11 protein-coding genes are annotated in these 14530 nt (G+C 70.7%); 3 read left to right on the top strand and 8 right to left on the bottom strand.

The window, feature by feature from the left end:
* Position 1: 1 nt before the first annotated feature.
* The 3 genes from CWT10_RS01580 (at position 2) to CWT10_RS01570 (ending at position 2215) form a co-directional block, all read left to right on the top strand.
* Positions 2–1342 carry a DUF4921 family protein gene (locus CWT10_RS01580; RefSeq protein WP_103063767.1) on the top strand — a complete coding sequence of 447 codons (1341 nt, stop codon included), beginning with the start codon at positions 2–4 and terminating at the stop codon, positions 1340–1342.
* 61 nt (positions 1343–1403) lie between these two features.
* On the top strand, positions 1404–1703 hold the full coding sequence (locus tag CWT10_RS01575; protein WP_103063768.1) for a type II toxin-antitoxin system TacA family antitoxin: 300 nt from the start codon (positions 1404–1406) through the stop codon (positions 1701–1703).
* A 2-nt stretch (positions 1704–1705) separates the two neighbouring features.
* Positions 1706–2215, top strand: coding sequence for a GNAT family N-acetyltransferase (locus CWT10_RS01570; RefSeq protein WP_103063769.1), 510 nt, complete (start codon positions 1706–1708; stop codon positions 2213–2215).
* Positions 2216–2248: 33 nt separating this feature from the next.
* Here CWT10_RS01570 and CWT10_RS01565 read toward each other — a convergent pair whose 3' ends face one another.
* The 8 genes from CWT10_RS01565 to CWT10_RS01525 all read right to left on the bottom strand — a co-directional run bounded on the left by CWT10_RS01565 (position 2249) and on the right by CWT10_RS01525 (position 14256).
* Complete coding sequence (locus CWT10_RS01565; protein ID WP_103063770.1) at positions 2249–3115, bottom strand: glutathione S-transferase family protein; 867 nt, start codon at positions 3113–3115, stop codon at positions 2249–2251.
* Positions 3116–3391: 276 nt separating this feature from the next.
* Positions 3392–5308: a dipeptide ABC transporter ATP-binding protein gene (locus CWT10_RS01560; protein ID WP_416171718.1), complete on the bottom strand. Its 1917-nt coding sequence runs from the start codon at positions 5306–5308 to the stop codon at positions 3392–3394.
* A gap of 167 nt (positions 5309–5475) precedes the next feature.
* On the bottom strand, positions 5476–7221 hold the full coding sequence (locus CWT10_RS01555; protein WP_128683224.1) for an ABC transporter substrate-binding protein: 1746 nt from the start codon (positions 7219–7221) through the stop codon (positions 5476–5478).
* Between the two features lie 47 nt (positions 7222–7268).
* Entirely contained in the window at positions 7269–8255 is a 987-nt protein-coding gene (locus CWT10_RS01550; protein ID WP_103063944.1) for an ABC transporter permease, read from the bottom strand.
* The gene (locus tag CWT10_RS01545; RefSeq protein WP_233188297.1) at positions 8252–9313 is read right to left on the bottom strand and encodes an ABC transporter permease; all 1062 of its coding nucleotides are present in this window, start codon (positions 9311–9313) and stop codon (positions 8252–8254) included. The genes CWT10_RS01550 and CWT10_RS01545 overlap by 4 nt, the downstream gene beginning before the upstream one ends.
* A 374-nt stretch (positions 9314–9687) precedes the next feature.
* Positions 9688–11019, bottom strand: coding sequence for an ABC transporter ATP-binding protein (locus tag CWT10_RS01535; protein WP_128683223.1), 1332 nt, complete (start codon positions 11017–11019; stop codon positions 9688–9690).
* A 147-nt stretch (positions 11020–11166) separates the two neighbouring features.
* Positions 11167–13008 carry an ABC transporter permease gene (locus CWT10_RS01530; RefSeq protein ID WP_103063942.1) on the bottom strand — a complete coding sequence of 614 codons (1842 nt, stop codon included), beginning with the start codon at positions 13006–13008 and terminating at the stop codon, positions 11167–11169.
* A gap of 90 nt (positions 13009–13098) precedes the next feature.
* On the bottom strand, positions 13099–14256 hold the full coding sequence (locus tag CWT10_RS01525) for a thiamine ABC transporter substrate-binding protein (RefSeq protein ID WP_103063941.1): 1158 nt from the start codon (positions 14254–14256) through the stop codon (positions 13099–13101).
* Positions 14257–14530 lie beyond the last annotated feature (274 nt).

The following is a 14530-nucleotide window of genomic DNA, read 5'->3' as shown; positions in this document are numbered from 1 at the left end:
CATGCTCCACCCGTACTCCCCCTCCGCCGCGCCGCTTACCCGCATGGCGGACGGGACCGTCAAGCAGATCAGTCCCTTCACCGGCACCGAGGTGTGGACCGTGCCCGGGCGGGGCAACCGCCCCATCTCCCACCCGGCGACGGAGGTGCATGAGCTCACGCCGGCCGAACGCACCCGCGCCTGCACCTTCTGCCCCGCCCACTACACCGAGACCCCGCCGGAGAAGTCCCGGGTGGTGGCCTCCCCCGACGGCGGCTTCGAACGCATCGACGCCCTGCCCGCCTCCGAGCTGTTCGACACGGTTGCCGAGTTCCGTCGCATCCCCAACCTGTTCGAGATCCTCTCCTACGACTACTGGCACGCCAACCACGGCTACGAGGTGCCCGACGCCGCCCGGGAGCGTATGGAGGCCTACCTGGCCGATCCGGCCGGTGCCGCCCATGTGGCCCGGGTGGCCCGCGCCAAACTGCGCGCCTCCGGCCGCAGCCCGGAGACCTGGGAGACCATGGACTCGGGCGCCCGCCGCGAGTACCTGGCGGCCTTTTTCGCCGGCGGCCACGATGTGATCGTGGCGCGCAGGCACTACACCGACGACGCCGTCGACTCCTCCGGCCTAGCTGGCTCGGGCACGCTCACCCCGGCCGAGCACCGCGCCTACATCCGCCTGGCGGTGCAGGCCGCGCACGACCTGTATCAGGTCAACCGCTGGGTGCGCTATGTGGCGGTGTTCCAGAACTGGCTGCGTCCGGCCGGCGCCTCCTTCGATCACCTGCACAAGCAGCTGGTGGGGATCGACGAGCGGGGCGTGTCATCGGAGCTGGAGTTGCAGCGGGTGCGCGCCAACCCGAACCTGTACAACGAGATGGGCGTGGACTACGCCGCCTACCGGGGGCTGCTGGTGGCGTCCAATGAGCACGCCGTCGCCTTCGCCGGCTTCGGGCACCGCTACCCCACCCTGGAGGTGTACTCGACGTCGGCCACCTGCGAGCCGTGGCTAATGAGTCGGGACGAAGTGGACGCGGTCTCCGACCTGGTACACGCACTGCACGCCGCCACGGGGGCGGATGTGCCCAGCAATGAGGAGTGGCACCACAAGCCGCTCGACGTCGACCAGCCGATGCCCTGGCACATCACCCTCAAGTGGCGGGTGTCCACCCTGGCGGGCTTCGAGGGCGGCACCAAGATCTACCTCAACACCATCGACCCGTGGACGCTGCGCGATCGGGTGGTGGCCCGTCTGGAGGACCTGCGGGCGGATCGGTTGATCGCGCCGATGGCGGTTGGCGAGGAGTGCCCGACGACGCCGAACCGGCTGCTGTACAACCCGGTGCTGGGGCGGTGAGACACAGCACTTGCGATCCGGCGCCACCGTACGTACATTATCCGTACAAGGAGGAACCATCATGTCACCCGCCAAGACCCAGCGGATCGATCTGCGCGCCACGCCGCGCCAAGAGGCCCTGATCCAACAAGCCGCCGCCCAGACGGATCGCACCGTCAGCGAGTTCATACTCTCATCCGCAACCATGGAAGCCGAGCGAGTCATGACGAATCGTCGTTGGTTCACCGTTGATGACGCCACATTCGAACAAGTCACGCAGGTGCTCGACGCCCCCCTTACCGACACCTCACGCTTCGAGCGGCTCTGGAACCGCCCATCTCCCTTCGGAACCCGCATCGTGCTTTCAGAGGATCCGGAGTAGGAATGGGCACTGGCATCCTGGAGACTCCTCGGCGCCTGGCCCGCAGCGACATTCGCAACAGCTTCCGCAGTGGCGCCGAGGAGCTGGATGACTGGCTGCATCGTTTCGCGTGGCAGAACCAGAAGGCGGACAACGCGGTCACGTACGTGACCGTCCAGGACGGTCAGATACTCGGATATTACGCGCTCGCAACTGCCTGCATCGTGAAGACACACGCTCCGGCGAGCATTGCAAAGCAGGCTCCGCGCGAGATTCCCTGCGTCCTGCTCGCACGGCTCGCCGTCGACCGACGCGCACAAGGTCTGGGCATCGGCGCCGCACTTTTGAAGGACGCCATGCTGAGAACCCTCCAGATCAGCGAGATCGCGGGAGCCCGCGCCTTACTGATCCATTGCCGGGATGAGACAGCCAAGTCCTTCTACCTGGCCAACGGCAACTTCTCCGTCTCACCCGTCGATGACATGCAACTGCTGCTGTCCATGAAGGCGATCGCGAATTCGCCGCGCCGTTAGTCACGCACGCCCAGAGAGGTATTTATAGAGGTATTACAGCCCGAGCGCGCTGCGCTCCTCGGTGCCGACCCAGCCGACGCGTCCCTCCAGCGCCCGGAACCAGCGGGCAAGCGCCGGCCAGAAGGCAATAGACGGCGCCTCGCCGCCGGGGTAGTAGGCGCGCCCGCCGTACTCATAGGCCTGCACGGTGGTGAACAGGCGAATGTCGCTGCCGGTGGGAGCGGCACCGCACAGGAACTGCTCCACGGACACCACGGCGGACAGCGGCGGCACGTCCTGCACGGTCAGGGCCGCCTCCCGGGAGGCCTCCATCTTGGTGGCGCGGGCCAGCAGCGTGTCGACGACGTCGAAGGCGACCAGCACGCCGTTGGCGGCCGCCGTGGCCTCCTCGGTGTTCTTGGAGTGGGTGGCGGTGGAGTGTCCCTGGTTGATGTGCTCGCCGATCCACTTGTCCCAGGCGTCGGTGGAGTTGCGCCGGTCCATGGGATACAGGTCGGGGGCGCCGGCGCGGTGCAGCGGCTTCCAGGCGGTGGCCAGGTCGAAGAGCAGATCTCCGGAGTCATCGACGACGACGTGCCCGGTGGTGGTGTCCACAAGTGCGGGAATGGTGGGTGGCTGGGTGTAACCGGGAGTGCCCGCGTAGACCTCGGCGATTGAGGTTGCGTTGTCAAGGGCCGGGTCGGGCCCCGGCTCGCCGTCGGGGCCGGTCAGCTCCCAGAAGCCGTCGACGCCGCGCCCGTAGCACCAGGAGACTGGAATCGCCTCCGTAAGCCCAAGCAGACGGCGCGCGATGAGGACGCGGCGGCACCAGGGGCAGGATCCAGAAGCGACCAACCGATAGCGGCCGGCCTCTACCGGCAGGTCTTCTTGGGTGAAACGGTGCGAGTGAGCTATGGCCATGGGTGCCTCCCGGGGCATGGAAACGAACGTCGTCTTGGCTCAGTCCAATGGTGACCCCTGCGCCCGCCTCCCGTCAGCCCCTTCACCGGAGGCGAACCCGCATTGTGAGATTCCTGCCCTTTTGGGCATCGGGAGGGCCGCTCCGACCGACCTCGATGGTAACTTCGACCGACCTCGGTGGTAACTTCGACCGACCTCGGTGGTAACTTCGACCGACCTCGATGGTTACTTCGACCGACCTCGGTGGTAACTTCGACCGACCTCGGTGGAAGGGGGCTAGCGGGAGTTGCGGGCGGCGCGGCGGCGGGCCTGGGCCTCGGGGTCGGGAACCGGAACGGCCGCGACCAGCCGACGCGTGTACTCCTCGCGCGGGTGGGCGAGCACCTGCGCCGTCGCGCCCTGCTCGACGACCCGCCCATGGGCAAGCACCGCGGTCCGGGTGGCCAGGGAGTCGACCACCGCCAGGTCGTGGGAGACGAACAGGCAGGCGAAGCCCAGCTCGGACTGCAGCTGACGCAACAGCTCCAGCACCACCGCCTGCACCGACACGTCCAGGGCACTGGTCGGCTCGTCGGCGATCACCAGGCGCGGGTCCAATGCCAGCGCCCGGGCAATGGCGACACGCTGCCGCTGGCCGCCACTCATCTCATGCGGGTAGCGGTCGGCCAGCCCCTCCGGCAGGTGCACCGCCTCCAGCAGTTCACGCACCCGGGCCCTGCGCTCGGCGGAGGTATAGCCGCCGTGCACCAGCATCGGTTCGGCTATTGCCGATCCCGCCGTGCGTCGCGGGTTCAGAGAGGAGGCCGGATTCTGGTAGATGACGCCGGTGGCCCGCCGCGCGGGCAGCAGGGCGCGGCGCCCGGCCCCGGCCACCTCCACGCCGCATACGCGCACCGACCCGGCCGCAATGGGCACCAGCCCGGTCAGGGTGCCGGCAATAGTCGACTTCCCGGAGCCGGACTCGCCCACCAGCCCCAACACCTCGCCGGCGTCGATGCGCAGCGACACCTCGTGCACCGCGTGCACCCGACGGCGGCGGTTGCGGTAGACGACGTCGAGACCGCGGATCTCAACGACGGGTTCGGCCGAGTGCGGGACCGCAGCCTGCGAACCGACAGTCCCGCCGCTACTGGACAGATTGCCCGTGCCACCGGTACTGGGCGCGCCGCGGTCCACCGCGTCATCGTGTGTGGCCTGCTCGCGGGCGACCGAGCCGGGCCGGTCGTCGGCCGCACCGCCGTCGCCCCCCGATGCCGTCGCACCGGTCGGTTCCTGCAGCGCCTCCCTCTCCTCCGCCTCGACTCCACCGCGCAGCGAGTCCAGCCGGGGCACCGCCGCCAGCAGGGCGCGGGTGTAGGAGTGGTGCGGGTGGGCGAACAGCTCCCGGGTGCGGCCCCGCTCCACGATGCGGCCATGGCGCATGACGGCGACGTCGTCGGCCACGTCCGCGACCACCCCCATGTCGTGCGTGATCAGCAGCACGGCGACGCCGGACTCGGTCAGCGAGCGCAGCAGGTCCAGGATGCCGGCCTGCACGGTGACGTCCAGGGCGGTGGTGGGCTCGTCGGCGATCAAGACCGGCGGGTCGGCGGCCATGGCCAGGGCGATGCAGGCGCGCTGCAACTGCCCGCCGGACAGCTGGTGGGGGTAGGAGCGGGCTATGCGCTCGGCCTGCTCGCCCTCCCCCAGGCCCACGCGCCGAAGCAGCTCCAGCACGCGGGCGTGCACCCGGCTGCGGCGCGGGCGGCCCGGCGCGTGGATCCGCACCGCCTCGCCGATCTGGGAGGCGATGGTCTCCAGCGGGTCCAGAGCGGTGGTCGGCTCCTGGAAGATGGTCCCCACCAGACGCCCGCGCACATCATCGAGCACCTCCCGGGGCGCGCCCACCAGCTGCGTGCCCGGCGGGGCACCGGGCGCCGCTGTTCCGTACGTGGCACCGCCGTCGACGGCGGAGGCGGGGGCGTCGACGGCGGTGTCCGGGCGGGAGGAGGCGTCATCGTCGGCGAGATGAGCACCGTCGACCACGACGGCGGAGCCGGTCACACGCGCAGTCGACGGGAGCAGGCCGAGGGCGCCCATGGCGGTAACCGACTTGCCGGAGCCGGACTCGCCCACCAGGGCGAGTACCCGGCCGGGCACGAGATCCAGGTCGACCTCGGCACTGGCGTGCTCGACGGTGCCGGCGAAGGACACCCCGAAGCCGCGCAGCGACAGCACGGGGACCGGCCCCACCGCGGAGGCTCCCGCCGATGCCGCCGGTGAGGCCGCAGCCTCGGGCGTCGGCACCGCCTGCTGCGCCGCCACCTCCTGGTCGGAGTTAGCCGCCCGCTCCCCACTCGGCGCCTGCTCCCGGTCGCGCACTACTCGCTCACTCCCAGCACCAGGTAGTTGGGGTAGGCGGGGAAGGGCGCCACGAAGAAGCCGGTCACCTTCGAACCGTGCAGGAAGGAGTTGCGGCGGTTGACCAGCGGGACCCCGGGGACGTCCTCGGCGATGCGCCGGTCCAGCGCCGCCCACTTGGTGGCGGCCGCCTGCGCGTCGGTCTCCTGCAGCGCCTCGGTGATCAGCCGGTCCACCTCCGGCTCGGAGTAGCGGGAGACGTTGTGCCCGCCCTGACCGATCTCGGAGGAGGCGTACAGGGGCTGAATGTTGGCGTTGGCCGACGGGTAGTCCGGGTTCCAGGACACCACCGTCAGGTCGTAGGTGGAGCCGTCGCCCTGCGTGACCCGCTCGGTGTAGGCGTCCGTGGTCTGCGGGTCGATAGTGACCTTCAGCCCCAGCTCGGTCAGCGACTGCTGCACGGCCTCGGAGATTGCCAGACGCGCCTCGTTGTTCTGCGACAGCAGGATCAGCTCCGGCACCTGTTTGCCCTCCAGCAGGATCTTGGCCTTTTCCATGTCCGTGGGGTAAAGGTCGTAGTCCTCCTGCCCGGGGATACCCGGGGTGATGTAAGTGGTGGCGATGCCGGCACCCAGCTCCCCTCCCAGGGTCCGCTGCACGGCGGTCTTGTCCACCGCGTAGGCGATCGCCTGGCGCACCTCGGGGTCGGTTATCCGCTCGGTGTTGATCGCCAGGTACAGCAGCGGGCCCGGGTCGGAGGTGGCCAGGCGGGTGGACACGGCGTCGTCGGCGCTGACCTGGGCCAGCTTGGAGGCGGTCAGCAGCTGGGCGGAGAAGGCGTACTGGTCGTTTCCGGAGTCGGCGATCAGGCGCTGGCTGACGGTGTCCTCATCCTGCCCCAGGGAGAAGACGATCTCATCGGGCAGGGCGGCCCGCACCTGGTCGGTGGCGGCCGACCAGTTCTCGTTGCGGGCCAGGGTCACCGAGTTGCCCTGGCGGTAGTCCGCCACCCGGTAGGGGCCGGAGGCGACGGGGGCCTGGGCGTAGGTGGCGGGGTCGTCACTGGCCTCGGGCACGGGCGCGAAGGCCGGCAGGGACACGATCCAGGGCCAGTCGCCGTAGGGGTGGTCCAGGTGGAAGACGATGGTGGTCTCATCCGGCACCTCAATGGAGTCCAGGTGCTCCCCGTCGTAAGGGCCGGTGTAATCCCCCGCGCCCGCCAGCAGGGTCTTGTGGTAGCCCAGGCCGCCGGACAGGGCGGGGGCGAAGGAGCGCTCAATGCCGTACTTGATCTGGGAGGCGGTGATCGGGGTGCCGTCCTCCAGGGTGATGCCCTCCTTAAGGGTGTAGGTCCAGGTCAGGCCGTCCTCGGAGACGGTGCCCGTGTCCGTGGCCAGGTCGGGGACGACGGCGGGGGCGCCGTCGGCGGTGATGTCCCAGGTGGTCAGGCGGCGGTGCACCAGGGCCAGAGAGGTGATGGCCAGGGACTGGCTCTTGGCGGGGTCCCAGTTGATGTCGGTGTCGGTGCTGAGCACGTACAGGGTGCCGCCGGCGGTGGCCGTCGCGGTGTTGGCGGCAGAGCCTCGGGAGTTGGCGCCGCAGGCGGCCAGCGCCAGGGCCAGGCCGGAGACGCCGGCTCCGGCCAGCAGGCCGCGGCGGGAGACGGCGAGCCGGTCGCGACCGGCGGACCGGGCCCCGGGGCGCCCCGCAGAGGCGGGAGCGTGGGCGGAGTCGGGCTGCGGCGTCGTCGGGCGGGTGAAAGACATGAGTGATTCCTTTCGGGTGGATGAGGGCGGGAGTCGAGTTCGGGGGTTCAGACCCGCGGGTCAATGAAGGAGGCCACGGCGTCCATCAGCAGGTTCGCCACAATCACGAAGGCGGCGGAGACCAGCGTGACGCCGGTGATCACCGGCAGGTCGGTGGAGCCGACGGCGTCCATCAGCAGGGCGCCCAGCCCGGGCATGGAGAAGACGCGCTCGGTGATGACGGCGCCGCCGAGCATGCCGCCCAGGTCGAGGGCGAAGTAGGTCAGCACCGGCAGGGACACGTTGTGCATGACGTGCCGGCCAATCACCCGACGCTCGGGCAGGCCGATGGCGCGGGCGGTGCGCACATAATCCTCACCCAGGTTCTCCAGCATCTCCCCGCGCACCATGCGCGCGTACACGGCGGCGGAGATCAAAGCCAGTACGCACCAGGGCAGGATCAGGTGCCAGGCCCAGTCGATGGGGCTGTCCGTCAGCGGCACATAGCCGGAGACGGGCACCATGTCCAGAGTGAAGCCGAACAGGAGGATGGCGAGCAGGCCCAGCAGGTATGACGGCGTCGACACGCCAACGACGGTTCCGGCCATGATGGTGCGGTCCAGGCGGCTGCCGCGCCGCAGCGCGGAGACAGCGCCCGCGCCCACGCCGATCGCCAGCCACAACACGGCGGCGCCGATGGCGATGGATGCTGTCACCGGCAGCCGGGAGATGATCAGTTCCGTGACCGGCGTCGACAGGCGGAAGGAGTAGCCCAGGCACGGGGCGGCGCAGGTGATGGCGGAGGCGCCCGCGCCGAAGGTGCGTCCGGTGAAGATCCCGGCCAGGTAGTTCCAGAACTGGGTGTACCAGGGCCGGTCGTAGCCCATGAAGCCGCGGGCGCGCTCCAGGTTCTCCGGCGTGCAGGGCTTGCCGCAGGCCATGGTGGCCGGGTCGGAGGGCCACAGGGAGAAGACCGCGAAGGTGATGAAGGCGATCAGCACCAGCGCCAGCAGGGTCTGGGCGGTGCGGGAGGCGAGGAAGCGCAGGCGGTTCATCGGGCCTCACCGGTCCTGGGGTCGAGGGCGTCGCGCAGACCGTCACCGAACAGGTTGAAGGCGAGGGTCACCGTCAACAGGGCGGCGCCGGGGAACAGTAGGTACCAGGGGTCGGTGCTCACCCAGGTGACGGCGCTGCCAATGGCCCGTCCCCAGGAGGGGGTTGGTGGTGCCACGCCGACGCCGAGGAATGACAGGGCCGCCTCGGAGGTGATCTTGCCGGGGATGGAGATGGTGGTGAACACGATGATGGTGGCCACCAGGCCGGGAAGGATCTGCGTGGTGACTACATGCCATTGGGAGGCGCCCATGGCCCGCGAGGCTCCCACGTACGTGCGTGAACGCAACGAGAGGGTGCGGGCGCGTAGGACTCGGGCGGTCGAGGGCCAGCCGAGGATCCCGATGATGGCAATCATCACTGGCACGCGCGGGGCGGTGGCGGGCACGATCGCGGAGACGGCGATCATGAACACCAGATTGGGGAAGCCCAGGGTTATATCGGTCAGGCGGGAGACCAGTGCGTCCCACCAGCCGCCGAAATAGCCGGCGGACACGCCCAGGGCGATGGCCACGACCATGGACACCGCGGTGGCACCCATGCCGATCGCGAACGAGGTGCGGGTGCCCTCAACCACAATGGCCAGCAGGTCGCGGCCGGTCTGCGGCTCCACACCGAAGGGGTGGGCGGCGCTGATGCCACCGAAGCGGCCCAGCGGCAGCCCCGCCGCATCCAGGGCGTCGAGGTCATAGGTGTAGGGGTCCACGCCGAAGGCGCGCGTGATCAGCGGGGCGAACAGGGCCACCAGGGTGGTCAGGATCACGATGCCGGCCCCGACCACTGCCGCCCGGTCGGAACGCAGCCGACGCAGGCGGGCGCGCGCAGCGGACGGGGGCGGGACGTCAAAGGAGCCGGGTGCAGCCGGAACCGGAGGGACGGCGTCGGCGGGCGCCGAGGCGGCGGGTGTTGAGGCGACGGGCGTTGAGGCAGCGGGCGTTGAGGCGGCGGGCGCGGGCGATGACGCAGCGGATTCGGCGGGGTCCTGAACGGACGTGTGCACGGGGGCACCTCACATGGGTTCGGGAGCGCGGAGCGCTCGGGTGGACGGCGAACAGGTATGCGGCTGTCGTCAGCGACAGCAACAACACATTCGCGCGGCCTGCATGCGGGTGATCCCTCCGGGGACTGGTCTCGGATTGCGGGCGGTTGGTTTCCGGGGAATCTTCCCGGACCGCCGAGCACCATTGGGCGCCGGGGCGAAACGCTAGCAGCACCCGCAGCCCGTGGCGAGCCGACAGAATGCTATGAGACCAGCCTCTCACCCTCCCCTCTTCGCCGAGGTCGGTCGACGTTACCATCGAGATCGGTCGAAATAACCAGCGAGGTCGGTCGACGTTACCATCGAGATCGGTCGAAATAACCATGGCCCGCTATTCATGCCCGTACTCTTGCGGTTCGACGCCGATCCAGCAGCACTGTCACCTCGCTCCCCACGCGCAACGGCTCCGCACCGCGGTTGGCCGATACGGCTGTGGCCGCCTTGCCGTCAATCTCAACCTCGGCGACAGTCCGCCCGCCACGCATGCGCACAGCTGTCAACCGTGCCCGCGCCCGGAGCCGGTCGTCGCCGGCAGTCGCCGGAACGCCCCCAATGTCAGCTGCCCCAGTGTCGGCAACCCCAGTGTCGGCAACCCCAGCGTCGGCAACCCCAGCGTCGGTGACTCCGGCGTCGTGCACCGCTCCGCCGTCCCCCGGCACCGCTCCGCCGTCCCCCGACACCGCTCCGCCGTCCCCCGACACCGCTCCGCCGGCCCCCGGCACCGCTCCGCCGGCCCCCGGCACCGCTCCGCCGTCCCCGGGCACCGGCCAGGCCGCATCGACGTCGACCATCAGCGCCCCGGGCGCCAACGCCAGTAGGTCTCCCTTCCCCCCTTCTTCCAGGAGGGCGCCCCAGCCCAGGCGGGCGACGGCGTCGTCGTCGAGCAGCGGTCCGAAACCGAGGAACCTGGCTACCGGCGCGGTACCGGGGTCGGCCCACAACCGCTCCGGGGTGTCCAGGCGAAGGAGCCGGCCGGTCTCCATCACGCCGACCCGATCGGCGACCGTCATGGCCTCGTCCTGGTCGTGGGTGACGTACAGGGCAGTGGTGCCCTGAGTCTTGAGGACCGTGCGCAGCTCGGTGGCGAGCTGCTCGCGCAGGGCGCGGTCGAGGGCGGATAGCGGCTCGTCCAGGAGCAACAGTCGCGGGCGGGGGGCGAGTGCACGAGCCAGTACGACACGCTGCGCCTGTCCGCCGGACAGGGTAGTCACCGCCCGGTCTCCGTAGCCGGGCAGGCCGACCAGTTCGAGAACCTCCTCCACGCGGCGCCTCCGCTCGGCGCGCGGCAGGTCGGCGAGCCCGTAGGCGACATTGCCGGCGACGTCACGGAAGGGGAACAGCTGTCCGTCCTGGAACATCAGCCCGAAGCCGCGCCGGTGCACGGGGGTGGGGACGACGTCGTGCCCGTCCCAGGTTATGGTGCCGGCGGCGATGTCCTCCAGACCGGCGACGGCGCGCAGTAGCGAAGACTTGCCGCTGCCGGAGGCCCCGAGCAGGGCGAGGATCTGACCGCGGGAGACGTCGAGGTCGACGGCGTCGACGGCGGTCAGGGGTGCCGCGCCCCGGGTGGCCGGGTAGATGACGCTCAGATCCCGCACGCTTAGGCCCGAAGCTGCGGGGGGCGTGGGGCTACCGTGCGCGGCGGCCGTGGGTGCGGTGTCGGTCATGCGGTTCTCCTGGGCGGTGGGCGAGTGGCGGGGCCATCGTTGTCAGCTACTACGGAGCGTTACCTGTGGCGGAATCAGCGGCCAGTTCTACCGACCTCGGTGGTTATTTCGACCGACCTCGGTGGTTATTTCGACCGACCTCGGTGGTTATTTCGACCGACCTCGGTGGTTATTTCGACCGATCTCGGTGGTAACGTCGACCGACCTCGATGGTAACGTCGACCGACCTCGGTGGTTATTTCGACCGACCTCGGCGAGGGAGCGGCGGGTGGGGGTCTGGAGGCGCTCACAGGCGAGCATGAGAGCGGCGGCGCCGACCGCCAGCACCACCCCGGCGGCCAGCCCCATCCCCTGATTCTGCGCGCCCGGGGAGCCAACCAGCCGGTAGACGACCACCGGCAGCGTCGGCCCCTGCGGGCGGGCGAGGAACGACGTCGCCCCGAACTCCCCCAGGCTGGTGGCCAGGGCGAATCCGGCGGCCAGGCCGGCGGCGCGCAGCAGGTGCGGCCCGTCCACGCTGGCCAGTACCCGGCCCGGGCCGGCGCCGAGCGTGGCCGCGACCTCCCGCTGGCGCGGGTCGATTGCCCGCACACCCGGCAGCAGAGTGCGCACCACCAGCGGCACGGCGACCACCGCCTGCGCCAGCGGCAGGATCCACCAGCTGCGGGTCAACCCGGTCGGGGCCAGGGTGATCAGGAAGCCGAAGCCCACCGTCACCGCGGACACCCCCAACGGCAGCATGAAGGCGGCGTCGAACAGGGCGATGCCGCGAGCCAGCGGGCGGCGCCGCGGATTGCGGGACAGCACCAGGCACACGGCCACCCCCACCGTCAGGGCGATCACCGTGGCGGCCGCGGCCACCCGCAGCGAGTTGCCGGCCGCCTCCCAGACCGAGACGAGCAGGGCGTTGTTGCCGCCGGTGGTGGACAGGTCGGCGTAGTTGGCCAGCGTCCAGCGTCCGGCGCGTCGCAGCGAGCGGATCACCAGCACCGCCATAGGCGCCACCAGGAGACCGCAGATGGTCAGGGCGGTGACTGCCAGCGCCGGGGCGTCGGCGGCGCGCAGCGGCGTCGCGGGCACATCCGTGCGCAGCGCCAGGTGCGCCTGGCGGGCGCGGCGAGCCCGCTCCCCCGCCCACAGGGCGGCGGCAATCACCACCAGCTGCACCACCGACAGCACGGCGGCGGCCCGCAGGTCCAGGTAGCGGGCGGTGAGCTGATAGATCTCCGTCTCGATGGTGCCCGCGCCAGTGCCGCCCAGCACCAGCACCACCCCGTAGGCGGTGGCGCACAGCAGGAAGACGGTGGCGGCGGCGGAGGCGATGGCGGGCAGCAGGCTCGGCAGGGTGACAGTGCGCCACGCCCGCCACGCCGACGCCCCCAGGGTGCGGGCGGCCTCCACGGCGCGCGGGTCGAGCCGGCACCACATGGTGCCGACGTTGCGCACCACGTAGCCGTAGTTGAAGAACACCAGGGCGGCGATCACGGCGGTGCGGGTGCCGTCCAGGTGCAGCCCGCCGAGCGGCCCGCCGGTGGTCACCAGGGCGTGGAAGGCGGTGCCGACCACCACGCTGGGTAGTACGAAGGGCACCGTGACGATGCCACGCAGCAGGCCCTGACCGGGGAAGCGACGCCGGTAGAGCACGAGCGCCCCGGGGATGCCCAGCGCCACGCAGACGGCGGTGGCGGCGGTGGCCTGGATGAGGGTTTGGCCGATGACCCGCCAGGTGCGCGGGCGGGCCAGCACCTCGCCGAAGCCGCCCAGGTCGAGGGCGCCGTCGGGGGCCAGACCGCGGGCCAGCAGCGTCAGCACCGGCCAGGCGAAAAACACGCCGAGGAAGGCCAGCGGGACGGCGACGGCCAGCGTCCAGCCGATCCGCTCCCCCGCCGTCGCCCGCGGCCCGCGGGTGCTCCCGGCCCGCCCGCGCCCCACACCCGCCGAGGTCGGTCGAAATAACCATCGAGGTCGGTCGAAGTTGCGCGCCGTCATCACCGATCCTGCTTCTCCGCCGTCGCCCACGGTGTGTGGGCCCCCGGGTCGGCCACCGCCGTCGTCACTGGCTGGTCTCCGTTCCCGTCGTCACTGGCCGACGGCCTGGGCCCAGGTGGTCAGCCACTCCTGCTGGCGGGCGGCGATGTCGTCGGGGTCGACGACGATCGGTGTCTCCGCCGTGGTACCGAACCGGGTAAGTTCCTCCGACAGAGCGGCGTCGGGGTCAACCGGATACATGTACATGGCGTCCGGTATGGCCTCCTGCACCTCGCGCGAGAGCATCCAGGCCACGAAGGCGGCGGCGCCGTCGGGGTTGGCGGCCCCGGCCAGCACGCCCGCGTACTCGACCTGGCGGGTGGCGGTGCGCGGCATTGCGGCGGTGGTAGTGGCGGTGGCGTCGTCGGTGAGGGTGGCGGCGGGTGAGGAGGAGTAGGAGACGACGATCGGGTAGGCGCCGTCCCCGCCGCCGGCGGTGAAGTCGGTGTAGTAGGCGTCCGACCAGCCCTCGTCGATCTTGGTGCCGTTGGCCACCAGGTCCTTCCAGTACTGGGCGAAGCCGTCCTCGCCGAAGTGGCCAATGGTCGCCAGCAGGAAGGCCATGCCGGTGGAGGAGGTGGTGGGGTTGATAGCGACAAACAGGTCCTTGTAGGCGGGCTCGGTCAGGTCCTCGAAGGTAGCGGGCACCTCCAGGCCGTGGTCGGCCAGCCAGACGGTGTCGACGTTGACGCACACCTCCCCGAAGTCGATGGGCACGAGCGCCGGGGTGTCGTCCACGACGTAGGGAGCCAGGTAGTCCGCGGCGCCGTCGGGCAGGTTCAGGGCGACGTCGGTGTCGATAACGCCTTCGGCGAGGATGCGGGAGGCCATGGTGTTGTTGATGCCGAAGACGGCGTCGCCGAGCGGGGCATCCTTGGTGAGGATCAGCTTGTTGGCGACCTCGCCGCCGTCGCCGGAGCGGGCGATCTCCAGGGTGTAGCCGGTGTCGGCCTCGAAGGCGGCGATGAGCTCCTCGGGCAGGTCGAAGGAGTCGTAGGTGACGACGGTGACGGTGCCGTCCGAGGCCGCGGAGCCCGCGCCGGAGCCGCCTGTCCCGGAGCCGCAGGCGGCGAGTGCCAGGCCGACGGCGGCGGTGGCGCCCCCGGCGAGCAGCGCGCGGCGGGTGGGGTGGATGGTGGTGAGCGGGTTCGCAGCACGAGCTGCGATGCGGGACGCGGCAGTCCGCCCGGTGATCTTGTGGGTGGTCATGATGGTCCTCCTGGATGTTTTCCGGAGGGCCCGGACGCGGCCGACCGTCGCGTCCGGGGAGATCTCGACTTCCTTCGCCGGTGCGAACCGGAGCAGGTTCGAGGGTCTGCGGCTGCCCGCACTCTCAGCGCCGTGCCGCGGGCGGGGCGGGCCCGCCGACGACGGGGCGCTCCCCTGTCGTTTGGGGCCAGCCTAGCGCGACGGCCGGGGCGGCAGCGCTCGGCTTTCTGAAGCCGTGAGTCGCCGTTGGTAGCTGACAGTGCAGTGCACAATG

Origin of the sequence: Actinomyces qiguomingii, assembly GCF_004102025.1 — a bacterium.
Lineage (GTDB): Bacteria > Actinomycetota > Actinomycetes > Actinomycetales > Actinomycetaceae > Actinomyces > Actinomyces qiguomingii.
The sequence above is the reverse complement of the archived record's forward strand: the minus strand, read 5'-3'. Positions and strand labels throughout refer to the sequence as shown.

Excerpts from the sequence above, each read along its gene's own strand:
- CWT10_RS01580 (WP_103063767.1), top strand. The coding sequence starts at position 2 with ATGCTCCACCCGTACTCCCCCTCCGCCGCGCCGCTTACCCGCATGGCG.
- CWT10_RS01575 (WP_103063768.1), top strand. The coding sequence starts at position 1,404 with ATGTCACCCGCCAAGACCCAGCGGATCGATCTGCGCGCCACGCCGCGC.
- CWT10_RS01570 (WP_103063769.1), top strand. The coding sequence starts at position 1,706 with ATGGGCACTGGCATCCTGGAGACTCCTCGGCGCCTGGCCCGCAGCGAC.
- CWT10_RS01565 (WP_103063770.1), bottom strand. The coding sequence starts at position 3,115 with ATGGCCATAGCTCACTCGCACCGTTTCACCCAAGAAGACCTGCCGGTA.
- CWT10_RS01555 (WP_128683224.1), bottom strand. The coding sequence starts at position 7,221 with ATGTCTTTCACCCGCCCGACGACGCCGCAGCCCGACTCCGCCCACGCT.
- CWT10_RS01550 (WP_103063944.1), bottom strand. The coding sequence starts at position 8,255 with ATGAACCGCCTGCGCTTCCTCGCCTCCCGCACCGCCCAGACCCTGCTG.
- CWT10_RS01535 (WP_128683223.1), bottom strand. The coding sequence starts at position 11,019 with ATGACCGACACCGCACCCACGGCCGCCGCGCACGGTAGCCCCACGCCC.
- CWT10_RS01530 (WP_103063942.1), bottom strand. The coding sequence starts at position 13,008 with ATGACGGCGCGCAACTTCGACCGACCTCGATGGTTATTTCGACCGACC.
- CWT10_RS01525 (WP_103063941.1), bottom strand. The coding sequence starts at position 14,256 with ATGACCACCCACAAGATCACCGGGCGGACTGCCGCGTCCCGCATCGCA.